The sequence below is a fragment of the Cyclobacterium xiamenense genome (assembly GCF_042140265.1).
Classification (GTDB): domain Bacteria; phylum Bacteroidota; class Bacteroidia; order Cytophagales; family Cyclobacteriaceae; genus Cyclobacterium; species Cyclobacterium xiamenense_A.
This window is the reverse complement of sequence record NZ_CP159481.1, coordinates 4,339,625-4,362,674: the sequence shown is the minus strand read 5'-3', so window position 1 is coordinate 4,362,674 and position 23,050 is coordinate 4,339,625. Positions and strand designations below refer to the sequence as shown.

Genomic DNA, 23,050 nt, shown 5'->3' with positions numbered 1-23,050 from the left:
TTGATGCAACCAAGAATTCTTTTCGAAGCCCCGGTGTACACGATGGAGGCTGCCGTGCTGGCAGCAGCCAACGGCGTGGACCGCCTGGAACTATGTGCGGATTATGGAGAGGGGGGGACCAGCCCGAGTGCCGGGCTACTGAAAACCATCAAAGCGAACGTATCTGTTCCCGTGTTTGTCATGATTCGTCCTCGCGGCGGCGATTTTGTGTATTCCGATCCGGAGCTGCAGGCCATGGAGGAGGATATTCGGATCCTGGGTGAGCAGGGAGCCGACGGATTTGTTTTGGGCGTATTGCATCCTTCCGGGCAGGTAAACGAACCTGCCTGTGCTGCGTTACTTGCTGCAGCGGGAGAGAAGCCCTGCACGTTTCATCGGGCCTTTGACCTGATACCCGACAAGTTATCCGCCCTGGAACACATCATTTCCCTGGGCTTTCAACGCATCCTTTCCTCGGGTGGAGGGAATCGCGTCTCCGAAGGCTTGCCTGTCTTACAGCAGGTCATGAGGCAGGCCATGGGACGGATCGTCCTGATGCCGGGCGGAGGATTGACGACGGAAGACCTGAGGCCCCTGTACCAAACCGGTCACCTGAGAGAAGTACACCGCTCCTGTAAAAGGTTGCGGACCTCGAATGGCAGGCAGGTGAATCCCCCGGTCCGGCTATCGCTCTTGGACGAAACCGAAGGAAAAATACTTACCGTAGACCCGGATCTCGTACGCTCATTCCGCAAATCATTGGATGGTCTTCCGGGAGATTTATGCTAAAAAATTTGTGAAATACCGGTACTAGTGGTATATTATGTATTCAATAAACCCTATGACGTATGGTAAAGAGTTTTCAGGGGGTACGTAAAGCCCCGATCAAACCGAGCAATCAGCCCATTTTGGTGAGCGACTACATGTCCACCCATCTGATCACATTTAGTCCCGAAGACTCTATAGATCTGGTGATCCGTGTACTGACTAGAAAACGTATTTCAGGAGCCCCTGTCGTCGACGAGACAGGCAAGTTGGTAGGCATGATTTCCGAAGGGGATTGCCTGAAGGAGATCATCAAAGGGCAATATACCAATACCCCAAAATTTCCCGCCGCCGTGGCCGAACACATGACCAAAGATGTCCACACGTTGCCGCCGGATATCTCGATTTTCGATGCGGCTGACCGTTTTCTCACCCTCAAGATTCGTCGGTTTCCAGTGGTCAAAGATGGAAACCTTGTCGGTCAAATCAGTGTCAGTGACATTGTACGGGCCATGCCCAAATTAAAGTCGTCCACCTGGTAATCGGCTCATCAGCAGTTGCCGGGCAGTCAAATGTAGCCCACCAGTCGGTAAGTCACCAGGCCCACCCATTCTTTCACCAAAATATGCCAAACCATAAGCGAGTTCAGGTTCGGCTGCAGGAGCCTTTTTCCGGTAAGATGGGGAGCGGCGCCGTAGTAGTCCACTGGAAAGGTATCCGGAAATAGGCCCGTCTTCCTGAAACAGGCCTCTGCCCGGGGCATGTGGAAGGCAGAAGTGATGAGCAGCAGGTTGTTTTCCGATGATTCCAGATACCCCATTTCATGCAGGATGCGCTGGCTAAAAACGGCATTTTCTCGCGTATTCCTCGCTTTTGTTTCCAAGATAAGGTCGGATTTTTCCACTCCGGCCCAGACCATGAATTCCGCAAGCGATTCTGCCTCCGTCTTGGGATGGACGGGAGCGAATCCGAATCCGCCCGTGATCAGAATTTTTTTCAGTTTTCCCATTTTATACAACTGGATCGCATGGGTGGCTCGGTCTGCTCCCTTGTTAAAATACGTCCGATCCTTGGGGAGCTTGTCGATGTTTGTCACGCCGGTCAGTACGATTCCCAGGTCGTAGACAGGAAGTTCATCAAATGCTTTTGGTTCGGGTTCCCAGGCATGCATGAGGCGATTGGAAAGGTAGCTATTGGAAAAAAATAGCAGGAGGACAATCCCTCCGAGAACTAGCCGCTTTCCCCATTCTTCGCGTATCCGCACGAAGCCGACCAATAACATGATCAGGCAAATGGAAAGAGGCATGATGATAAAACTGGCTACTTGTGAGATATAAAAAAACATATCGGGATGTGATTATCCGAGATTCACTCGATGATTCGAAGCACTAATTAGTAAAAATATTCCGAAATAATCTGCCGTCGGTTGTTTTTCTTTTTACCTTCAATGCGTGATTCGGCGGTTCCAAAATACCGTCGGTTAAGGCACCATCTTCTGTTTTTTTATGGAAATTCCTACTCCCTTTCAACTATACAAATCGTCAGCAGGTTCTGGAAAGACCTATACACTGACGACCGCCTACCTGAAGCTGGCTCTTGAAAACCCGCTTGCATTTCGGCAAATACTTGCCGTGACATTTACGAACAAAGCCACGCAGGAAATGAAAGAGCGGATCCTTCAGGAACTTCGGCGAATCCGTGGACAGGTGGACGAGACCCAGCAGATGGATCGGGAGCTCATGGAAAAATGGGGCTTGAGTCCGGTCGAATTGTCTGCCCGGGCAGCCGCGACCTTGACCGCCATCCTTCACGATTACGCGGCTTTTTCGGTGAGTACCATCGATAGTTTTTTCCAGCAGGTGATTCGTTCTTTTGCCCGGGAGATTGATTTGCAGGCGAAATACGATGTGGAATTGGACATGGACCGTGTCATGGAAAGAATCGTAGACCGTCTCATGACGCGGGTGGAAGAGGCGTCTGATTTACACCGCTGGCTGGTGGCATTTTCCCTTCACCGAATACAGCAGGGAAAAAGTTGGGATACCAAAACAGCGATTTTTGATCTGGGTAAAAAAATATTTCAGGAAGACTTTAAGAAAGTACAACCGCAGATAAAGAAATTTCTGGAGACACCCGAAAACCTTAAGAAGTTTGGGGAGTACTTGCAAGGCCAAAAACGATTGCTGGTGTCGGAGGCACGAGAAATGAAGGCCAGGGCAGAGCAAATCCGGACCCGCCACGGTTTGGAATGGACGGATTTTTCGGGAGGAAAGCGTTCGTTTGCGAACAAGCTGGAAGGACTGGGTATTCCTTCCAATCCAATACCGGAACTCACCGACTCCCAAAAGGAGAAGATTCCGGATCCCGATACCTGGTATACGAAATCCAGTTCAAAGAAAGCCGCTATTCTGGAAGCGAATCGGGAAGGGCTTGCCGCCATTTTTGCCCGATTTGAACCACTGAAAAGAATCTGGAACAGCCTGGAGGCGATGCATAAAAACCTGTACGTATTCGGGTTGTTTGGCTATCTGTTGAAGGAACTCGATGCCCTGAAGGAGGAAGAAAACATCCTGCTTATCTCAGAGGCTAGCGACTTTCTTCGCACCATTACCGCCGAAAATGACGCTCCGTTTATCTACGAAAAAGTAGGAAACCGCTTTCGGCACTTCTTATTGGATGAGTTTCAGGATACCTCCGCATTTCAGTGGGAAAGTTTTCGTCCGCTCCTTCTCAATGCCCTTTCTATGGGAAAAACCAATTTGGTCGTTGGAGATGTAAAGCAGTCCATCTACCGCTGGCGGGGAGGGGAAATGCGCCTGCTGATGGAACAGGTGGAACGCGATACCGGGCATTTTGGATTGGAGGTGAAGCAGCTGGATACCAATTATCGAAGTCTGCCAAAAGTAGTGGCCTTTAATAATACCCTATTTTCCCACCTTTCAGGATTGCTGGGTACTGCCCTAACGGCGGAGTTTGGGGACCAAATGGGCGAGTTGATAGCAAAGGCCTATTCTGAAATTCGACAGGAGGTCTCTCCGAGACAAAAAGAAAAGGCCATGCCGGGAAAAGTAAAGATGGAGTTTTTACCTTCGGGCGACGAGCAGAACTTTACAGAAGTGGCATTGGAGGCCTTACCCGGAAAGGTAGATGCCTTGTTGGAAAAGGGCTATCGTCTCAAAGACATTGCCCTGCTGGTGCGAAAAAATGAGCAGGCGGCGCAGATTGCGGATATTTTTTCCACCTATGGTCACCAGCATCCTGATAAAAAATACGACGTAATTTCTGACGAGGCCTTGTTTTTGCACAGGTCAGCGGTGGTCAGTTGTTTGTTGGCAGCCCTAAAACTGGTTAGCAATCCCACCGAAGAGCTGGCCAAAACCAACCTTTGGGTCCAATGGGCGCGGGCAAAACAGCAGCCATTGTCTCCCCAATTTTTCCTCAAGGGTACGTTGCCCGAACCCTTCACCGGTCAGGAGGCTGCTTTGTACGCGAAAATTGAGGAATACAAGCGGCTGCCACTGTTGGATTTGTTGGAGGCTTTAGTTGACCTGTTGGGGTTTAATGAATCCCTGGAAGAAAGGGCCTACCTGTCGGGATTAAGGGAATCGGTCTATGATTTCGTCGGCAAGAACAGGGCCGATCTGGGTAATTTTTTGGAATGGTGGGAGCTACATGGACGCAAGCGTACGGTGAAGCTGCCCGATTCCCACGACGCCATCCGTATCCTTACGATTCATAAGTCAAAAGGCCTGCAGTTTAAGGCGGTTATTCTTCCTTTTCTGGATTGGAAGCTTTTTGATACGGCGAAAGATTCGATTGTGTGGACACACCATGTATGGGAGGATGGGCTGCCGCCGGTGGTCATGCCACTGACCATTCGGAAGGATTTAGTGCATTCCGCATTTGAACAGGTTTTCAGGGAGGAATGTTTGTTGAGCCACCTGGATAGCCTAAACATGCTTTACGTGGCATTTACGAGGGCAGAGGAGGTCCTTTGGGGACTTGCCCCTCAGCGAAAGAGGAGCAGCTCCGGCAAGTTCACCACTGTAGCAGACCTGCTCCGGCAGGCAATGGCGCGTCGTACGGGGGAAGACGAAATACATCTACCGGATTATTTTGATGAAGCGAAGGAATCTTTTGAGTTGGGAAGCTGGCCTTCCGGGAAAAAGGTGTCCCCTCCGACAGTGGCAGCGGAAGAAAATCTGGCCTGGAAATACCATCCCTGGGAAGAGCGCCTGCAGGTCCAACAGGTTTTTGGTAGCTTTGATGAATTGGGGCTTTTCAGCCGGCGGAATTTTGGCCAGTTGGTGCACGCATTGATCGAACGATCGAAAACCAAACGCGAATTTTTTCTGGAGTTGGACGTCCTTTATTTCGAAGGCGCGGTGGATGCGAAAGAACGTGAAACCTTGCAAAAGCAGTTTAACGGTCTGTGTCAGGTCTCCGAATTCGATGGTTGGTTTGATGAAAAACACCGGATTTTGACCGAACAGGGAATTTTGCTGCCCGGGGGAGGTAGCAAGCGGCCCGATCGGCTGGTATTTAAGAAGGATCTCGTGGAAATAGTGGATTTCAAAACGGGAAAAGAGGCAGACCGCTACAAGGATCAGGTGCAAGGGTACATGGAGCTGATTCGGCAACTTGAGACGGGCAAAACGGTAGTCGGTTTCATCTGTTACCTGGAGAGTGGATCGATAATCAAATTGACATAAATGAACAGTTTTTTAAAAGAAACCGCCGCCAGTCTGTTGAAAAACAAGGGCGATTTGAAAGGGGTGAAAGTAATTTTACCCAACCGAAGGGCCGGTCTGTTTTTTACCCGGCACCTGAGCCAATTGGTAGATAAGCCCTTGTGGATGCCCGAGATTACCACGATCGAATCCCTGTTTTACCAGTGGGCTGGAAAAAAGCCTGCGGACAAGTTAACGTTGATTTACGAATTGTACCTGCACTTTCGTTCGTTGACGCAGCGAGAAGAGAGTTTTGACCGATTTTATTTTTGGGGAGAAATGATCCTAAAGGACTTCAACGACCTGGATCAGTTTTTAGTCGATCCCAAAAGGCTATTCACCAACCTGAAGGAACAAAAAACTCTTGATAGCGACTGGAGTTTTCTCAGTCCCGAACAGGTAAAGTTGATTCAGGAATTTTGGGCCTCTTTTGAAGGACGAGATCGGTACCATCAGGAAAAGTTTCTGCGATTCTGGGACATACTATACCCTTTGTATACCCGGTTTAATGCCGCTATTGAAAGCCTCGGGCTGGCGTATGGCGGAAAAATCTACCGGGAGGTCGCGTTGGGCCTGGAAAAGCTCTCAGAACCTACCGAACACCTGGTGTTTGTTGGGTTCAATGCGTTTACCGCGGCCGAAGAAAAACTGATCAGGCATTCGGTAAAGCGTTTTGGTGCCGAGATTTTCTGGGATATTGACGCTTACTACCTGGAACGCCCCGAGCAGGAGGCCGGCCTGTTTTTCCGGCAATACCTGAAAGACCCCGTTTTTGGTCCTACATTCCCCAACCCGATCCCCCGCCAGATAGCACAGCAAAAGGCCAGTATCAAGACCTATACCGTTCCCCTGAAGATCAACCAGGCCAATCTGGTTGCCGGTCTGTTGGATCAGCTACCGGAAGCGGAACATTGGGAAGAAACGGTAGTGATTTTGCCCGAAGAACAGTTACTATTTCCGCTTTTGAACGTGCTTCCCGAAAACATTAATCGGGTAAATGTCACCATGGGTTATCCGGTTAAGCAAACGCCGGTATATACTTTTCTGGAAGCAGCCCTGGAATTGCAGCGGTATACGAAAATAGAGGATGGGCTGCTTGTGTTTTACCACAAACCGGTAAAGGAACTTCTCAGCAATGTCTACCTGCGGGAACTTGCCCCCGATTTCACGCAATACCTGATGGACGAGCTGGTACGCACAAACTCCATTTACTACCCCGCCGAAGCGCTTCAAAAGGGAGGGGGGATTTTTGCTCGCGTTTTCCAGCAGCTTCGATCGGACACCATTCTGGAAGTGGTCATGGAGCTCATACGTGAACTGGCCGCTCCAATGGATGAAAGCAGCATGGAGCGTACCTATTTGTTTCAATGCTACAAACAGATGAATCGCCTACGGGAGCTATTCGAAAAAGAAATCCGGGAGGAGGTGACAGTGGAGTTTTTTATCAAACTTTTCCGACAGGTATTTGCCGAAACCCGCCTGCCCTTTCAGGGCGAACCCCTGGAAGGGCTGCAGGTGATGGGGGTCCTGGAGACCCGAAACCTTGATTTCAAGCGGGTCATCATCTGTTCGATGAACGAAGGGAGTTTTCCGCCCTCGAAGGCCATGGATTCACTGATTCCGTTTAATTTGCGGCGGGCTTTCCAAATGCCGGTGCAGGAGCAAAACGATGCTATCTATGCCTACACTTTCTACCGGCTGTTGCATCGGGCAGAGGAAGTCCACCTGATTTATTCCACTGCGGCCGCACAAGGGCAGGTGGGAGAAAAAAGCCGTTACATCCAGCAGTTGCAGATCGAAATGGAAGGACTCGGCGTCCAAAAATCGGATACGTCGGTGCATGTGCCGGTGCGTTTGACACAAATAGGTCCCATCTGTATCGAGAAAGATCCGCGGCTACTGAAAATACTGGACCGGTACACCGATCGTAGCGGGAAAGATCAGGTGGGTACGGCCTTTTCTCCCTCGGCACTTAATATGTACCTGGACTGCCGTCTTAAGTTTTACCTGACCTACATTGCAGGGTTGAATGTTCCAGAGGAGGTTCAGGAAGCGGTGGACCCCGCGATTTTTGGGAATCTGGTGCACCAGTCCCTGGAGAATCTGTATGCGGGATTTATCAGCCGAAAAGGCCGAAATCGAGTAGAAGCATCCGATATTGACTCGTTGAAAAAGTACATCAGTCCGGCGGTAGAAAAGGCCATCCGGTCTCAGTACTTTTTGGAGGACGGCGCCGCGATAAAATTGACGGGTCAATTGACCATTGTGCGGGATGTGCTGCAAAAATACCTATCGGGCGTGCTGGAGCAGGACAAGCGTACCGCTCCCTTTGCCATCATTTCCCTGGAGGGAAACAAGAAATATCAGGCGAAGCTAAGCGTGGACACGCCAACCGGCAGGATGTCGGTCAATCTGGGGGGGATCATTGATCGGGTGGATCGGGTGGGTGCAACCATCCGTCTGATTGATTACAAGTCGGGAGCAGATAAAAAGGAATTTTCCAGTATTGGGAGTCTTTTTGACCGGGAAGATACCTCCAGAAACAAGGCGGTCATGCAAACTTTTTTCTACGGATTGCTTTATGAATCCCGGCATCCAGAGAACCAATTGCCGCTACAACCGGCGCTGTTTAATTTGCGAGAGATTTTTAAGGAGGATTTTTCTCCGTATTTGCTGGAAAAAGTTCGAAATGGACAAAGCCATGAAGTGATCGATTACGGCGATTACCGCGAAGATTTTATCCGTGGGCTAACCGGATTGCTGGAGGAAATCTTTGATCCGGGTCAACCTTTTGATCAGACAGAGGACCGGGCCAAATGTGCGTATTGCCCCTTTGCTAAAATATGTTCCAGGTAAACGGGCACTTTCGATATTGGGTGAAAATGATTACCTTTATCCCTTTGACGTGGAAGATGAAACCAACAATTTATTCGGTTTGGCTAGTTGGGTTGACAGGTGGACTCGCTCTGCTTGCATCTCCCTTTCTGATCCGGAATTTTAAATGGGTTTTCTTTCAGGAAAATACCTGGCAATTCGTACAGGTGTATGGCTTGTTTTCCGGAGGTATGCTGGTGCTGTTTTCATGGATTTTCCTACGCACGAACAGAAAAGACAGTAGCCTGGAAGGCGGACTTTCCTACCAGATTTTCAATAAGCTACCTAATTGCGTTTGGGTTTTTTCGTTGGCAAACCGGAAACTGGAACTTTCGAATGAAATGGCGGATTCTATGTACGGTACGGCAAGCTTTCCGGATCCCTTTCAACATTTTCAATCCCAGTTTTTCACCTCAAAAATAGGAGCGAAGGTGCTGGATGGAGAGAATCATACGTATCGCAACGTTGTCATGATCGATAAGTTTTACGAACCACGTTACGTTGATCTTTTCACTATTCCATTCACAAGCAGGACACATCGGATGGTTCTGGTTATGGCGCTGGACCACTCGGAGGTCCATCGATCGCTGGAGGAAATCCGAAGGTTATCGGAGTCGCTGCAGCAACAAAACCAACAACTGAGGGCGTATTCTTTTCGAAACTCACACAACATCCGGTCGCAATTGGCCAATATATTGGGATTAATTCAGCTGGAAGAGCAGGGAATTTCCGGAGATGCCCTGCGGATGCTGAAGGAAGCAGCTCTTCGTTTGGATACCGAGATTCAAGAGATGAACAGACTACTGATGGATAAAGACCTAAAATCGAAAGAGGTGGAGCAAAAACAGCAAACGATCGTATTTGTTGACGATGACAAAGTGCAGCACATGATCAACAAGCGAATTTTATTAAAGGTCAACGAAAAGCTCAAGTTGGTTTTTTTTGAAAACCCCTACGAAGCCCTGAATTGGCTGGAGAGAAATGTGGCAGACGTGATATTGTTGGATATCAACATGCCGGAAATGGATGGCTGGTATTTTTTGACATTGATGGAGCAGAGAGGTATCAAGGGAGACGTAAAAATGCTAACCTCCTCCCTTGACCCGGAAGATGTGGAAAAAAGTAAGGACTTCAAACAGGTGACGGGATTTATAGTAAAGCCGCTTAAGGATGAAAATATTGCTGAATTTTTGGCCGTTTAGAAGTATAGCTTGATTTTTGCATTCGATTCCTAGTTCCAACTAAAATCACCATGATATGTCGGGAGAGCCCACAAACAAAGACAAAGTAATCAGTAAACGGATCGACAGGTTTTTTCTAGGCCTGGAGCGTGCGTACGATTTTGTCAAAAGGTTTTTTAAAGAAGTATGGTTTCCACCCTACGAGTTTAAGGAGGTGATCCGACAGTGTTACCAAATCGGCTACAACTCCCTTCCACTGATCTCCCTCACGGGGTTTATTGTGGGGGTGGTATTCACCAATCAATCCAGGCCCTCTTTGTCGGAATTTGGCGCCACTTCCTGGTTACCGGCTTTGATTTCCATTGCGGTGGTTCGCGCCATGGGACCCCTGGTCACTGCCCTGATTGCCGCCGGAAAAGTTGGCTCCAGTATCGGGGCAGAAATCGGTTCGATGAAGGTGACCGAGCAAATCGATGCCATGGAGGTCTCGGCGACCAACCCCTTTAAGTTTCTCGTGGTTACACGGGTTTTGGCCAGCACATTTATGATACCGATTCTGGTATTGTACACCGATTTTGTGGCGCTTTTGGGTGCGTTCGTAAACGTTCATTTCAACGAGTTGGTAAGCCTTAGCACGTTTTTTGTTCAGGTATTTGATGCCATCTCCTTCCTCGACATTACTTCTTCCATGCTGAAGTCGCTGGTTTTTGGGTTTACCATCGGGATTGTCGGCTGTTACAAAGGATACAATTCCACCAAGGGGACCGAAGGGGTAGGCAAGGCGGCAAATTCTGCGGTCGTGATGGCCATGTTTTTGATTTTCATCGAGGAGTTACTTTCCTTGCAGGTAACCAATTTCTTTAGACAACTTTAACCATGAGAGAATCAGTAGTTCAGGTGCGAAACCTGGTCAAATCATTTGGAGACCTACACGTGCTGAAGGGCGTGGATTTGGATCTTTATCGAGGAGAAAACCTGGTCGTGCTTGGAAAATCCGGTAGTGGAAAGTCGGTGTTAATCAAGATAATGGTTGGCTTGTTGACCCAGGATGAAGGCTCGGTGCGGGTGCTGGGCCAGGAAGTAAAAGATCTGGATTCACGGAAACTTAACGAACTCCGACTGAAGATCGGCTTCTCGTTTCAGGCTAGTGCCCTGTACGACAGCATGACCGTGCGGGAAAATCTGGAGTTTCCACTCGTGCGGAATGTCAAGAACCTGAGCAGGGAAGAAAAAGACAAACTGGTGGAAGAGGTACTCGATAGCGTGGGGCTGCTACAAACAATCAATCAAATGCCCTCCGAGCTTTCTGGCGGACAGCGGAAGCGAATCGGTATAGCCAGGACGCTTATTTTAAAGCCGGAGATCATGTTGTACGACGAACCCACCGCGGGTTTGGACCCCATTACCTGCATGGACATCAATAATCTGATCAATCAGGTAAACGAGATGTACAAAACGACTTCCATCATCATTACCCATGACCTCACCTGTGCAAAGGTGACAGGGGATCGCATGGCCGTATTATTGGACGGAGTTTTTGGAAAGACTGGACAATTTGACGAAGTCTTTGAGCGGGCCGAAGACGATAGAGTAAAATCATTTTATGACTATAATTTCATCAAACAATGAGAAACGATAACAAAAAATCGGTTACCGTCGGCATATTTGTGCTGATTGGAATAATTATTTTGGTGACCGGGATTCTCACCTTGGGTGCGCAGCAGAAAGCATTCGTGAGAAGCATTCGGGTTTTTTCGGTTTTCGATGATGTGGGAGGCTTGCAGCCGGGAAACAATGTTTGGTTTTCCGGGGTGAAAATCGGAACCGTTAAAAAAATTAATTTTTACGGAGAATCCCAGGTTGAGATAGAAATGAACATTGAATCCTCCGCCAAAGAATACATCAAGAAAAATTCCAAGGCAACAATCAGTTCCGATGGGTTGATTGGAAACAAAATCATCGTGATTTACGGAGGTTCGGGACAAGGCCCATCGATAGAAGAGGGAGACCGGTTGGATGCCGAGATGCCGTTGGATACCGATAAGATGATGGAGACCCTTCAGGTAAACAACAATAATCTGGTATCCATCACCGAGGATCTGAAGGTTCTCACCCATAAAATTGCCAGCGGGGAGGGCATCGTGGGCGCTGTGCTCACCGATAGTGTGCTCGTACAAAACTTCAAGCAGATCATGGCTAATTTGGAACGGACGGCCGCAAATAGTAGCCGGATGACATCGGAATTAGCTAGTTTCTCCAGGGAACTTAATAAAAAGGGGGGACTCGTCGATGAACTGATAAACGACACGACGGTGTTTGCCAGTTTGAAATCCACCGTTATGGAGCTGGAAGCTACGGGTAGGCAGGTCAACGATGTTTCACAAAACGTGAAAAATATGACCGAAAACCTTCAGGATTCTGACAATGCGCTTGGCATGTTGCTGAACGACGAGGAGTTTGCCACTTACCTGAAGCATACCATGATCAACCTGGATACCGGCACCGTGCGTTTGAACGAAACCTTGGAAGCGCTGCGGTACAATTGGCTGTTTCGTGGTTCGTTTCGGAAGATGGAAAAAGCCAAAGAGAAAGCCGAATAGCCCGGTGTGGACCAGGCTTTATGGATACGGATTTGCTTCGAAATTCGCCAAAAATAACCTATATTAGAGGTATTGGAAACCCCAAGCGGTTCCAAGTTTGTAAGAAACTCTTTTTTATCATTTAACCAATACGACGCATGGCTAATGATCCATTTCAAATAAAGAAGAAATTACCATCTCCTAAAGGCGACCTGACTTACTGGAGTCTGGACGCCCTGCAGCAACAGGGATACGCGATCAACAAATTACCTTTCTCCATACGGATTCTTCTCGAAAATGCACTGAGGAATTTCGACGATTTTGCCATTACCAAAGAAAACATTGAAACCCTGCTACACTGGAAGCCGGAAGCATCGGACAAAGACATCCCCTATAAGCCTGCCAGGGTGTTGATGCAGGATTTTACCGGTGTACCTGCCGTGGTTGACATCGCATCGCTTCGGGCGGAAGCGGTACGAAAAGGAAAAAATCCTGAAAAGATCAATCCGTTAATTCCCGTTGATTTGGTGGTGGACCATTCCGTGCAGGTGGATTATTTTGGCACCAATTATTCCTACAAGCGTAACGTCGACGTAGAATACGAGCGCAACGGGGAACGTTACGAATTTCTGAAGTGGGCACAAAAGTCCTTTCACAATTTTTCTGTGGTACCCCCCGGAATGGGGATTTGTCATCAGGTAAATCTCGAATACCTGGCCCAGGGCGTTATCGCGAGAGACGGAAACGTTTTTCCGGACACATTGGTCGGAACAGATTCCCATACGCCCATGGTCAATGGAATCGGCGTGGTTGGATGGGGAGTTGGGGGCATTGAAGCGGAAGCTGCCCTGTTGGGCCAACCCATTTATTTCATCATGCCGGAGGTGGTGGGTCTGCGCCTGACGGGTAAGCTACCCCTGGGTACCACCGCCACAGACATGGTTTTGACCATCACGGAATTACTTAGACGCCAGGGAGTGGTAGGGAAATTTGTGGAGGTATTCGGTCCGGGATTGGATGGTTTGTCCGTACCGGACAGGGCCACCATTGCAAACATGTCTCCCGAATTCGGCTGTACCGTCACCTACTTCCCCATCGATGACCGCACCTTGGATTACATGTCTCGTACCAACCGTTCGCAAGAGCAGATCGAGCTGGTGGAAGCATATACCAAAGCCAACATGCTCTGGCGGGCGAATGAAGATGAGATCAACTATTCAACGGTGGTAGAACTGGACCTTGGTACCGTGGAACCGACGGTATCCGGACCCAAGCGTCCTCAGGATAAGATCCTCATGAGGGAATTCAAGGATCAATTCGGAAAGCTGCTGAAAGAAGTGCATGGCAGGGATTACATTCCGATCGACAAACGAGATGTCGGGCGGTGGTACGGCGAAGGAGGAGGCAATCAGCCGGTGCAAAAACCGACGCCTACAGGCGAGAAGGAAGTAGAAATTGAAACCAAGGTTAAAAACGGCTTAAAGACGGTCGTGGTACAGCTGAATAACGAAGAGTTTGCGCTTCATGACGGATCGGTGGTCATTGCGGCTATCACCTCTTGTACCAATACTTCCAACCCAAGCGTGATGATTGGGGCGGGTCTGGTAGCCCGCAAAGCAAGGGAACGCGGGTTGGACGTTAAGCCATGGGTCAAAACATCCCTGGCTCCCGGTTCTAAAGTTGTAACCGACTACTTGAAACATTCCGAGTTGCTGGACGATTTGGAAGCCTTGCGTTTCCACGTAGTCGGCTACGGCTGTACCAGTTGCATCGGTAATTCCGGTCCCCTGCCGGTACACATTGCCAAGGCAGTTGAAGAAAACGATCTGGTGGTGGCCTCGGTATTATCCGGAAACAGAAATTTTGAGGCCCGGGTGCATCCGCAAGTGAAAATGAACTACCTCATGTCGCCCATGTTGGTCGTTGCGTACGCGCTGGCAGGCAGGGTGGATGTGGACCTGAATAATGAACCCCTTGGCTACGATCCCAATCTGGAACCGGTGTACCTGAAAGACATCTGGCCGTCCAACGAGGAAATATTCGAAGTTTCCAACCGCGTCCTTTCGCCAAACGATTACAAAAAAAATTACGGAGAGATCTTCGAAGGAAACGAACAATGGCGGGCGCTGAAAGCACCGGAAGACAAGGTGTACCAATGGTCCGATCGTTCTACCTACATCAAAGAAGCCCCGTTCTTTAAAGGGATATCAGAGGAGGTGGCCGAGGCAGCGGACATTGTTAACGGCCGCGTTCTTTTGAAATTGGGTGATTCCATTACCACCGACCATATCTCACCCGCAGGATCCTTTTCACCCACCTCTCCTGCCGGTAAGTACCTGATAGCAAAAGGAGTGGAACAAGGTATGTTTAATTCCTACGGGTCCAGAAGAGGAAACGACGAGGTCATGGTAAGGGGGACCTTCGCAAATGTTCGGATCAAGAACCAGCTCACCTCAAAGGAGGGTGGCTACACCGTCCACATGCCTTCCGGTGAAGAAATGACAGTTTTTGATGCCTCAGAGCGGTATCGTAGCGAACAAGTGCCCCTTTTGGTACTAGCGGGGAAAGAATACGGTAGTGGTTCTTCTCGTGACTGGGCAGCGAAAGGCACCTCACTTCTGGGAATCAGAGGGGTCATTGCCGAGAGTTACGAGCGCATACACCGCTCCAACCTCGTGGGAATGGGGGTGCTTCCCATGCAGTTTGCCGATGGACAATCCGCCGAAAAGCTGGGGCTTACCGGCAAAGAGCAAATTTCCATTGAGGGAATTAGCGAAGGGCTCAGTCCGTTAAAAGTCTTGAAAGCTACCGCCATTAAAGAAGATGGAAGTCCAATAAAGTTTGACCTTATAGCCAGACTGGATTCCGCCATCGAAATCGAGTACTACAAAAACGGAGGTATTCTGCATTATGTGTTGCGACAGTTCTTGAAATCCTGACGAGAGCTTGTCCTCGAAAAAGCAGCTGCCAGCACACCGGTAGCTGCTTTTTTTGTTTGACGCCTTTTCAATGGGAATGCCACCGACGACGCGTTCGGTTTTTTTAACCGGGATGAAGCCTATTTCGGGTTTGACGTTTGGCCCCATTTCAGCCGGAGCCCAAGGTTACACGGGCCGCTTTCCAAATACCGCTCCAAGGGAAGCTCCTCCCCTGGGTCGCACTTACGAGGGCCGATACGAAAAAAGCAGAAGTTGTATTCCAAGGATACTTCAGCTGGTTTTTTTGGCCTTTCCATCGGGGCAGAAAGTGCTTCGTGCGTACCGGTATGCGCCACCAGTTGAGCTCAGGAATCGATGGTTTTTCAACGGTAGCGAAAGCGTCCGCTAAAGTCTCAATTACCGCCTACCGTTTGGTGATCGTTTCAAGACTTGAAGCAGCGACCGTCCGCGTCTTTTGCCGGGACGCTTCCTGCACCTTTCCCGGGAAGGATGGATAGGTTGCTAAAATAAAAAATCCTGCGAGTGCTCACAGGATTTTTGCATGGATGTGATCCCGCTGGGGTTCGAACCCAGGACCCTAACATTAAAAGTGTTATGCTCTACCAGCTGAGCTACGGAATCGATTTTTTTCTAAGACAGAGAAAACGTCCGATAACGTTTCGGCCACTGCCTTATAATCGGTGATCCTGTCAGGACTCGAACCTGAAACCTACTGCTTAGAAGGCAGTTGCTCTATCCAGTTGAGCTACAGGACCATATGTTATTTACTGTCTGTTGCTGAACCTGAACCCTTCCCGACCCAAAAGTCGGGATGCTCTTTCGAGTTTAGCCCGAGGCTCCTATTTTTATTTACTGTCTGTTGCTGAACCTGAACCCTTCCCGACCCAAAAGTCGGGATGCTCTTTCGAGTTTAGCCCGAGGCTCCTATTTTATTTGCTGTCTGTTGCTGAACCTGAAACCTTCCCGACCTAAAAAGTCGGGATGCTCTTTCGCGTTTCACACGAGGTCGCTTTTCTGGGTTACACCCCCCTGGCATCTACCCTAGATCAAAACCCACCCAATCAGCAGGAAGTAGTTTGTCGTTTGCAGTAGCAAAAGAACCATTTTCTATAAACAGAAACAGGCTTTTCAGCCTGTCTGGGAGTGCTTTTTTTGAAAGCTTGTGCAAATGTAAGGTGCTTTTCTCTAATTACAAATAGTAATTGGCAATTACTTTTTAATTACTCGAAGGGAATACGGATCTTTGCAAAAAAGCTGTTATGACGCAGGAGCCATTACCTCCCATGGATGACTTTTATGTCAAGACCGTCGGAGATATTCCCCTAAAGAAAATTCTCTACTGCCCGCCTGAAACGTCCGTTTTGGAGGCTGCCAGCATCATGCGTGATGAGAAATCGAGCTGTCTCTTCGTTGGTACCGGGACCGGAGATATTCAGGGGGTGATTACAGACATTACCTTGCGGGACAACGTCTTGGCTTCCGGAGTCTCTGTGGAAAGTCCGGTGTCTCAGATCATGGACCCTGCACTGGTCTCCATCTCCAAAGATGCTTTTGTTTACGAAGCTTTGTTGCTAATGTTTCGAACCAAGAGCCGGTACCTTCTGGTAGAGGAACAGGGTGCTTATCTCGGTGTCACCAGCCGTAACAAAATACTAACAATCCAATCCCAATCACCCTTTGTGTTTATCCAATCGGTAAAGCTCGCAGTGAGCGAGCAGGAGTTACTGGAGAAATGGAAGCAGGTACCTGGAATTGTTGATCAGTTGATTGGACGCGGCGTACGTTCAGAGATCATTAATCAGATAATTTCGGCCATTGCAGACGCTATTACGCTCCGGGTCATTGAGCAGGTAATCAAGGAAAATGGCCCACCGCCCGCAAAATTTGTGTTTTTCGTGCTAGGGAGTGAGGGGAGAAAGGAGCAAACCTTAAAAACAGACCAGGACAATGCCATTATCTATGAGGACAAGGCAAACGAGCAACGGGAGTTGGTACGAACTTATTTTTTGGCGGTTGCGCGAGCAGTTTCTGAGCGACTGAATAAAATTGGTTTCAACTATTGCAAGGGAGGGTTTATGGCCAGCAATCCCAAGTGGACCCACTCCCTTTCGCATTGGAAAGCAAATTATGCCGGGTGGTTTCAGGAATCCTCCATGGAGACGGTGATGAATTACGGGACATTTTTTGATTGCAGACCCATTTACGGTGATTTTTTTCTGCTTGACGCATTAAAGGATTTTATGGAAGAGCAGCTGCGCCATCCATTGGAGCGTTTTTTCTTCAATATGGCGCAAAATACGCTACAGTACGATCCGCAATTGACCTGGCTGAGCAATATTCGCACGTTCAAGATAGAGAAAGAGCAGGTTTTTGACATAAAAAAAGCGATGACCCCGATGGTAGATGCTATCCGCCTGTACGCACTCGCAAACCGGGTATTTGAAACAAATACCGGGAAAAGGCTAAAAATTTTGACGAAAAAGGGGATATTCTCCGAAAAAGAAGCGGAGGAGCTTTATCAGGGCTACTATTACCTCATGGGCCTTCGTCTGGAAAAGCAAGCCGTGGCCCTCGTCCATGAGAAGCAAGATCCGGTAAATTACATCAAGATTAGCTCGTTGACCAAAGTTCAGGCCGCCACCATCAAGGAAATATTCAAGGTGATTCGGGATCTCCAGGTTAAGGTGAAAATCCAATTCACCAAATCTTTTTAGGTGTTCTGCTCGTGGAGGTTCGCCGATTGAGATAAAATCGGTAATTTGCCTGGATAAACCACATCAGGAATTTCGTTTTTTGTGAGATTCTCATCCTATGGAGAAAAACAATCATGCTTTTGGACAGGTGCCCATTGGTAGGTTATTGCTTCAGCAAGCCGTTCCTGCCGCAGTTGGCATTTTGGTGTTGTCAATATATGGAATAGTTGATACGATTTTTGTGGGTCGTTTTGTGGGTTCCATTGGCATTGCGACCATTACCGTCGTTCTTCCGATCACTTTTTTGATTTCAAGTATCGGGATGTCCATCGGTGTAGGGGGAGCCTCGGTTATTTCCAGGGCCTTTGGAGATGGAAATGAAGCGAGGGCATTCTCTACCTTTGGAAATCAGATCGGAATGACCTTGACCTTGGCGGTTTTGTTCGTTGGGCTCGGCTTTTTATTTTCAGATGAGATATTGCAGCTTTTCGGAGGAAAGGGAGAGGTTCTTGAGCCGGCAAAATCCTATTTCAACATCATTTTAATGGGGATTCCCTTTCTTGCATGGGCCATGATGAGTAATAACGTGATCCGCGCGGAAGGATATCCGAAGGTGGCCATGTACACGTTGATCGTGCCGGCAGTATTCAACATTATTCTGGACCCCGTATTTATTGTAGTGCTGGAAATGGGCCTGGAGGGGGCGGCCTGGGCTACCACTCTCTCGTACGTCGCTAGTGCTGCCTATACCTTGTGGTTCTTTTTGTTTGGGAAATCGATCATGAAGGTAAAGGCGTCCTGGTTTACTCCCGATTTTGCCTTGGCCAAAGAAATTGCATCCCTGGGAGCGGTCACCTTGGCCAGACAAGGTATGGTAAGTATCCTCGCCATTGTATTGAATAACGAGCTTTTCAAGTATGGGGGCGAGATGGGACTCTCGGTGTACGGGGTAATTAACCGGGTGATGATGTTCGCGAATTTCCCGGTATTGGGAATCACGCAAGGCTTTGTACCCATCGCCGGCTATAATTACGGGGCGAAACTAAACGAACGTGTGCACAAGGCCATACGGCTGGCACTCCGTACTTCGAGTCTGATCGCGTTGCTTATTTTTGTGCTGATCATGAGCTTTACGGGCCCACTGGTTCAAATTTTCACTTCGGATGAAGGCCTCATCAATGAAACCATTCCAGCCATGCGAAAGTCCTTTTTGGCGACTCCGCTGCTGGCTTTTAGCCTGATTGGTAGTGCCTATTTTCAGGCGATTGGAAAGCCTACGTCTGCCCTTTTGTTGGCATTGAGTAAACAAGGCATCTTTCTTGTACCTCTGGTGATTATATTACCAATTTTTTTCGGTTTGGACGGTATTTGGTACTCCTTCCCTTTGGCAGACAGCGGTGCGGCTGCCATTTCCTATTTTTACCTCAAAAAGGGCACAGATGCACTTTAGCGCTGGACCCTACCGGTCTTTTCCACGCTAAAGGGAATCGTGCCCGTACTCGATACAGGCGGTGGGAAATTTTCTATCCCTAAGAAAGATACTCAACCCAATCCTGCTGCTTCCGGATTAAAAATAAAAAAAGCCCCGATCAAACGATCGGAGCCTTTTTACTAGACCTAACCAACTTTAATAGTCTTTGCAGGCGGTGCTTCCACCGATTTCACCTTTGGAAGCCGAAGGTGCAAGATTCCGTTTTCGTACCTGGCACTTATTTCGTCCTCGTCAATGTTGTCGGGCAGATTGAACGACCGCTTGATGGAGGTATACGAGAACTCCTTTCGCTTCATTTCTCCTTTTTCTTCTGCCTCCTCATTTTTTTCTCTTTCTGCTTGCAGTGTCAGCGTACCATCGCTGAAATCGATTTTGAAATCTTCTTTCTCGAAACCGGGGGCTGCTACTTCCACCTGAAAGTCTTTTTCGTTTTCTTTAACATTTACGGATGGGATTTCAAATTTTTCCTCCCCATCGTAAAACCGCTTGCTCCACTCTGGCAGATTCTCTGATTCGAAGAATTCAGAAAACACGCGTGGCCAGAAATTTTCTCTGAATTTGGCTGGAGTTTTCATCTTTCGCTTTTTTAACTACCAAAAATGAATTTTTTTACACTACTAATGTAGAAAACCATCAACCATTACTCTATGACAAATGTCACAGAAACGGCTGATAATCATCAAAAAATCGAATTATTTATTGGGCGATGATGTGACCGTCCTCCATTTCAATGGTTCGGTCGGTCTTTTCGGCAAATTCCGGGTCGTGCGTGACGATTAGCAGTGTCTGTTTGAACTCGCTAGCCAATTCCTTGAAAATCCCAAAGACGATGTCACTGTTTTTTTTATCGAGATTGCCGGAGGGTTCGTCACCCATAATGATTAAGGGATCGTTGATAAGTGCCCTTGCGATGGCTACGCGTTGTTTTTGTCCTCCGGAGAGTTGATTGGCTTTTTTCAGGGCATGCGTTTCCATACCGAAAATCCGAAGTTTTTCCATGGCATTTTGTTCCAGCTCTTCGCGCTGCAATTTTCCCAACTTGAGTCCTGGGACCAGGACGTTTTCCAAAACCGAAAATTCATTTAACAGGTAGTGGAATTGAAAAACAAATCCAATTTTTTCGTTTCTGATTCGGGAAAGGTATTCCGGCTGTTTGCCAGTGATCAGCTCCTGATCGATCAGAAGCTGACCCTGATAGCTGGTGTCCATGGTGGATAAAATGTAAAGGAGTGTCGATTTGCCACAGCCCGATTTCCCCATCACCGAGACAAATTCTCCCCGATTGATCGAAAAGGTGATATTTTTGAGTACTTGCGTCTTTTGGGGGCTGTAAAAATATTTGTCGATATTTCGGGCCTCCAATACCAATTGTTCTGCCATCCTATTTTCCTCTGATGATTTCTACGGGATCCACGCCACTGGCTTTTCGGGCAGGAAAATACCCGGCCATGTACGTGGTCAATAGACTAAATATTCCTCCAATAATGTAGTACCTTGGATTGAAATCTACTGGAAAGGTTTTGATGGTAGGCAGGGCTTCGGTCTCAAAGGGTAGCCGATCAATTCCCAGCCCCGCCAGGTATCCGAAAACCAATCCAACCGTACCTCCAACCACACCAATAATCAGGGCAATGGTGATAAAAATAATGTTTACATCTTTTCCCGAAAAACCAATTGCCTTCAAGATGGCAATGGTATCCATCTTTTCATATATCATCATGTTCAATATATTGTAAATACCAAATCCAGAGACAATCAGCAAGGTAATTCCTACCGCATAACTGATCAGGTTTCGGATTTCAGTACCGGTTTCAAATTGTGCGTTTACGGTTTGAATATCGTCCGCTGTCAGTCGGAATAGTGCTTCGTAGTCCCTTGCCATGGGAGGCGCTAAATCCAATTCGTGCAGTTTTACCTGTATATCGGTGACATAGGAGGAAGGTTCACCCAGCATTTTCTGGACCGTTTCGAGGGAGGCGTAGCTCTGTACATTGTCCAGGTCGCCAAGACCTGACTGGTAATAGCCTACTACCTTTAGCTGCACCCGATCTCCTCGGGCAGTAGTCGCTTGAATCACGTCTCCAATCGATGCCAGCATGCGGTCGGCTGCACCTTTTCCCAGAATGATGCCATTCGTGGATTGATCCAAATCAATGTAATTTCCTTGAGTGACGTAATCTGAAAAGGCAAAGAGTTGGTTCTCTGCCCGAACATCGATTCCATTGATGGTACCACTGATGTCACTTGTACCGACGTTAAAAAATACCTGAGTGGAAATCTTCGGAGCTATTCCCATTACCCGATCGTCTTTCTTCAGTGTTTCGATGATGGCCGCACTGTTGTAAATGCGCAGACGGTTGCTGTTGGGTTTGATGGACCGGATGGTGTTTCCGTAGTCCCGGAAGTCTTTCGATCGGTCGATGGGTTGATCCGGATTCGGTTTGATTTCATTGTAAAATCGAATATGTGGGGTACGGTTCAGTACCAGTCCGTCCAACATTTCGTTTAGTCCATTCATAAAGCCCAGGAGCGCGATGAACATAGTGATGCTAAACGTGACTCCCACGGCGGCTACCGTGGTTTGCTTGAGTCTGGCCAGCATTAACGAACGGGCGATCTGTATCAGCAAACCGTATTTCATGGCTTGATCAGCTCGGTGGTGTCGTCGATACCCTGGATTATCTCCGTGTGGTTGTAATTCTTTATCCCCGTCTGGACCGTTAGGGTGTCCCCCTCCGAAGTGATCACATGGTTCTCTTTAAAAACGAAAGCACTGGGTACCAACAAAGCGTTTTCCTTTACCTCGATGATGATATTTGCCTCCAGGCTAAGGTTCGGGTACAAAGTGGGTGGCCGATTGATGAAAGTGGCTTCTACCACGAAGCTTTTATTTCCGGAGTCCATCATCGGGTGAATTTTTGAAACCCGGGCATCAAATACCTGTTCCCGGTAGCTGTCCAGGCTTACTTTTACCGGCTGCCCCTCCTGTATCTGGGAAATGTCATACTCGTCTACCAGCAATTCTAGCATGAACTCGTCCTCGTCGCCAAGGACAGCAACGGGCGTCTGGGAAGTAACCAATTCCCCAGTTTCAATAAATAGCGCGTACACTTTTCCGTTTATGTCGCTTTTAACCCGAAGGTCGCTTGCCGCAGCGTCGGCTATTTCAAAGTTCTTTTCCGCGGTAGTTTCGTTATGCGCCAGCTCCCGGACAAGCATTTCTCTTTGCAGCAGTAGTCCCGAGAGCTCGGTTTTGGTCTGTTGGAAGGCCAGCTCGCGCTGCTCTAACTCCAATTCGGTACCGATACCTTGCTTTTTCAGTCTCGTTTGCCGCTCGACCATCAACGAATCGTGGTTCAGCCGGATTCGAGCGAGATCAATGCGGGCGTCGAGGTCCCGGATCTTTTCTACATTATTTTGCCTGTCTGCAAAGGCTTTGGAAAGGGAGGCAATTTCCCGGTTGAGTTCGGCGGTTTCGTTTCGAAGGGAGAATAATACCGAGCCCGCCTCTACCCGATCGCCTTCTTTGACGTAAACTTCCTGAATCGTGCCATTGGCATTGGGTTTGACTTCGTACTGATTTTTACTTAGGACTTTTCCGGAGGCATACACCGATAAGGTAATGTTTTGCCGCACCGGCAGTACCGTTTCCACTGTACGGTTGCAGGATAAACTGGCCAGCAATACAACGAAAAATGTACGTGATGCAGAATAGGACATGGTAAATTGGAAGTAATGAGCTGCTCGAATTTGTGAAGCAAGTTACTGGAATTTTCCATTCGAATAAACCGAGAAAAGAAAAAATACCTGTTACCTTT

Annotated in this window: 16 protein-coding genes and 2 tRNA genes; 11 read left to right on the top strand and 7 right to left on the bottom strand. The window is 48.2% G+C overall.

The genetic code is table 11. The features are described 5' to 3' along the window. The first annotated feature begins 3 nt into the window (after positions 1-3). Together ABWH99_RS17745 and ABWH99_RS17740 are read left to right on the top strand one after the other, a co-directional pair. Positions 4-768, top strand: a complete 765-nt coding sequence (locus ABWH99_RS17745) for a copper homeostasis protein CutC (protein ID WP_375583160.1) — start codon at positions 4-6, stop codon at positions 766-768. Between the two features lie 59 nt (positions 769-827). Then, positions 828-1,286: a CBS domain-containing protein gene (locus ABWH99_RS17740; protein WP_375583159.1), complete on the top strand. Its 459-nt coding sequence runs from the start codon at positions 828-830 to the stop codon at positions 1,284-1,286. Between the two features lie 26 nt (positions 1,287-1,312). Here ABWH99_RS17740 and ABWH99_RS17735 read toward each other — a convergent pair whose 3' ends face one another. Continuing rightward, a complete protein-coding gene (locus ABWH99_RS17735; RefSeq protein ID WP_375583158.1) occupies positions 1,313-2,089 on the bottom strand; it encodes a YdcF family protein in 777 nt (258 codons plus the stop codon). Positions 2,090-2,249: 160 nt separating this feature from the next. Here ABWH99_RS17735 and ABWH99_RS17730 point away from each other — a divergent pair, with 160 nt between their 5' ends. The 7 genes from ABWH99_RS17730 (at position 2,250) to acnA (ending at position 15,047) form a co-directional block, all read left to right on the top strand. After that, complete coding sequence (locus ABWH99_RS17730) at positions 2,250-5,456, top strand: UvrD-helicase domain-containing protein (protein WP_375583157.1); 3,207 nt, start codon at positions 2,250-2,252, stop codon at positions 5,454-5,456. Continuing rightward, positions 5,457-8,330, top strand: coding sequence for a PD-(D/E)XK nuclease family protein (locus tag ABWH99_RS17725; RefSeq protein WP_375583156.1), 2,874 nt, complete (start codon positions 5,457-5,459; stop codon positions 8,328-8,330). Positions 8,331-8,386: 56 nt separating this feature from the next. After that, on the top strand, positions 8,387-9,550 hold the full coding sequence (locus ABWH99_RS17720; protein WP_375583155.1) for a response regulator: 1,164 nt from the start codon (positions 8,387-8,389) through the stop codon (positions 9,548-9,550). Between the two features lie 55 nt (positions 9,551-9,605). Next, positions 9,606-10,403, top strand: coding sequence for an MlaE family ABC transporter permease (locus tag ABWH99_RS17715; RefSeq protein ID WP_375583154.1), 798 nt, complete (start codon positions 9,606-9,608; stop codon positions 10,401-10,403). A gap of 2 nt (positions 10,404-10,405) precedes the next feature. Further along, positions 10,406-11,158, top strand: coding sequence for an ABC transporter ATP-binding protein (locus ABWH99_RS17710; RefSeq protein WP_375583153.1), 753 nt, complete (start codon positions 10,406-10,408; stop codon positions 11,156-11,158). Next, on the top strand, positions 11,155-12,129 hold the full coding sequence (locus ABWH99_RS17705) for an MlaD family protein (RefSeq protein WP_375583152.1): 975 nt from the start codon (positions 11,155-11,157) through the stop codon (positions 12,127-12,129). The genes ABWH99_RS17710 and ABWH99_RS17705 overlap by 4 nt, the downstream gene beginning before the upstream one ends. 137 nt (positions 12,130-12,266) lie before the next feature. Continuing rightward, complete coding sequence (gene acnA / locus ABWH99_RS17700) at positions 12,267-15,047, top strand: aconitate hydratase AcnA (protein ID WP_375583151.1); 2,781 nt, start codon at positions 12,267-12,269, stop codon at positions 15,045-15,047. 548 nt (positions 15,048-15,595) lie between these two features. Here the strand turns inward: acnA and ABWH99_RS17695 are convergent. Then, positions 15,596-15,668: transfer RNA gene (locus ABWH99_RS17695), tRNA-Lys, on the bottom strand. 60 nt (positions 15,669-15,728) lie between these two features. Beyond that, positions 15,729-15,802, bottom strand: a tRNA-Arg gene (locus tag ABWH99_RS17690). 504 nt (positions 15,803-16,306) lie between these two features. Here ABWH99_RS17690 and ABWH99_RS17685 point away from each other — a divergent pair. Both ABWH99_RS17685 and ABWH99_RS17680 read left to right on the top strand, forming a co-directional pair. Continuing rightward, positions 16,307-17,761, top strand: coding sequence for a DUF294 nucleotidyltransferase-like domain-containing protein (locus ABWH99_RS17685; RefSeq protein ID WP_375583150.1), 1,455 nt, complete (start codon positions 16,307-16,309; stop codon positions 17,759-17,761). Between the two features lie 97 nt (positions 17,762-17,858). Continuing rightward, positions 17,859-19,190: an MATE family efflux transporter gene (locus ABWH99_RS17680; protein ID WP_375583149.1), complete on the top strand. Its 1,332-nt coding sequence runs from the start codon at positions 17,859-17,861 to the stop codon at positions 19,188-19,190. A gap of 167 nt (positions 19,191-19,357) precedes the next feature. Here ABWH99_RS17680 and ABWH99_RS17675 read toward each other — a convergent pair whose 3' ends face one another. The 4 genes from ABWH99_RS17675 to ABWH99_RS17660 all read right to left on the bottom strand — a co-directional run bounded on the left by ABWH99_RS17675 (position 19,358) and on the right by ABWH99_RS17660 (position 22,952). Further along, on the bottom strand, positions 19,358-19,807 hold the full coding sequence (locus tag ABWH99_RS17675; RefSeq protein ID WP_375583148.1) for an Hsp20/alpha crystallin family protein: 450 nt from the start codon (positions 19,805-19,807) through the stop codon (positions 19,358-19,360). A 121-nt stretch (positions 19,808-19,928) separates the two neighbouring features. Next, the gene (locus ABWH99_RS17670; protein WP_375583147.1) at positions 19,929-20,612 is read right to left on the bottom strand and encodes an ABC transporter ATP-binding protein; all 684 of its coding nucleotides are present in this window, start codon (positions 20,610-20,612) and stop codon (positions 19,929-19,931) included. 1 nt (position 20,613) lies between these two features. Next, a complete protein-coding gene (locus tag ABWH99_RS17665) occupies positions 20,614-21,873 on the bottom strand; it encodes an ABC transporter permease (RefSeq protein ID WP_375583146.1) in 1,260 nt (419 codons plus the stop codon). Then, positions 21,870-22,952: an efflux RND transporter periplasmic adaptor subunit gene (locus ABWH99_RS17660; RefSeq protein ID WP_375583145.1), complete on the bottom strand. Its 1,083-nt coding sequence runs from the start codon at positions 22,950-22,952 to the stop codon at positions 21,870-21,872. Before ABWH99_RS17660 ends, ABWH99_RS17665 begins: the two co-directional genes overlap by 4 nt. Positions 22,953-23,050 lie beyond the last annotated feature (98 nt).

What these genes read in the sequence shown, in the direction of transcription:
- ABWH99_RS17745 (WP_375583160.1), top strand. Translation starts at nt 4, where the DNA reads ATGCAACCAAGAATTCTTTTCGAAGCCCCGGTGTACACGATGGAGGCT.
- ABWH99_RS17740 (WP_375583159.1), top strand. Translation starts at nt 828, where the DNA reads ATGGTAAAGAGTTTTCAGGGGGTACGTAAAGCCCCGATCAAACCGAGC.
- ABWH99_RS17735 (WP_375583158.1), bottom strand. Translation starts at nt 2,089, where the DNA reads ATGTTTTTTTATATCTCACAAGTAGCCAGTTTTATCATCATGCCTCTT.
- ABWH99_RS17730 (WP_375583157.1), top strand. Translation starts at nt 2,250, where the DNA reads ATGGAAATTCCTACTCCCTTTCAACTATACAAATCGTCAGCAGGTTCT.
- ABWH99_RS17725 (WP_375583156.1), top strand. Translation starts at nt 5,457, where the DNA reads ATGAACAGTTTTTTAAAAGAAACCGCCGCCAGTCTGTTGAAAAACAAG.
- ABWH99_RS17720 (WP_375583155.1), top strand. Translation starts at nt 8,387, where the DNA reads ATGAAACCAACAATTTATTCGGTTTGGCTAGTTGGGTTGACAGGTGGA.
- ABWH99_RS17715 (WP_375583154.1), top strand. Translation starts at nt 9,606, where the DNA reads ATGTCGGGAGAGCCCACAAACAAAGACAAAGTAATCAGTAAACGGATC.
- ABWH99_RS17710 (WP_375583153.1), top strand. Translation starts at nt 10,406, where the DNA reads ATGAGAGAATCAGTAGTTCAGGTGCGAAACCTGGTCAAATCATTTGGA.
- ABWH99_RS17705 (WP_375583152.1), top strand. Translation starts at nt 11,155, where the DNA reads ATGAGAAACGATAACAAAAAATCGGTTACCGTCGGCATATTTGTGCTG.
- acnA (WP_375583151.1), top strand. Translation starts at nt 12,267, where the DNA reads ATGGCTAATGATCCATTTCAAATAAAGAAGAAATTACCATCTCCTAAA.
- ABWH99_RS17685 (WP_375583150.1), top strand. Translation starts at nt 16,307, where the DNA reads ATGACGCAGGAGCCATTACCTCCCATGGATGACTTTTATGTCAAGACC.
- ABWH99_RS17680 (WP_375583149.1), top strand. Translation starts at nt 17,859, where the DNA reads ATGGAGAAAAACAATCATGCTTTTGGACAGGTGCCCATTGGTAGGTTA.
- ABWH99_RS17675 (WP_375583148.1), bottom strand. Translation starts at nt 19,807, where the DNA reads ATGAAAACTCCAGCCAAATTCAGAGAAAATTTCTGGCCACGCGTGTTT.
- ABWH99_RS17670 (WP_375583147.1), bottom strand. Translation starts at nt 20,612, where the DNA reads ATGGCAGAACAATTGGTATTGGAGGCCCGAAATATCGACAAATATTTT.
- ABWH99_RS17665 (WP_375583146.1), bottom strand. Translation starts at nt 21,873, where the DNA reads ATGAAATACGGTTTGCTGATACAGATCGCCCGTTCGTTAATGCTGGCC.
- ABWH99_RS17660 (WP_375583145.1), bottom strand. Translation starts at nt 22,952, where the DNA reads ATGTCCTATTCTGCATCACGTACATTTTTCGTTGTATTGCTGGCCAGT.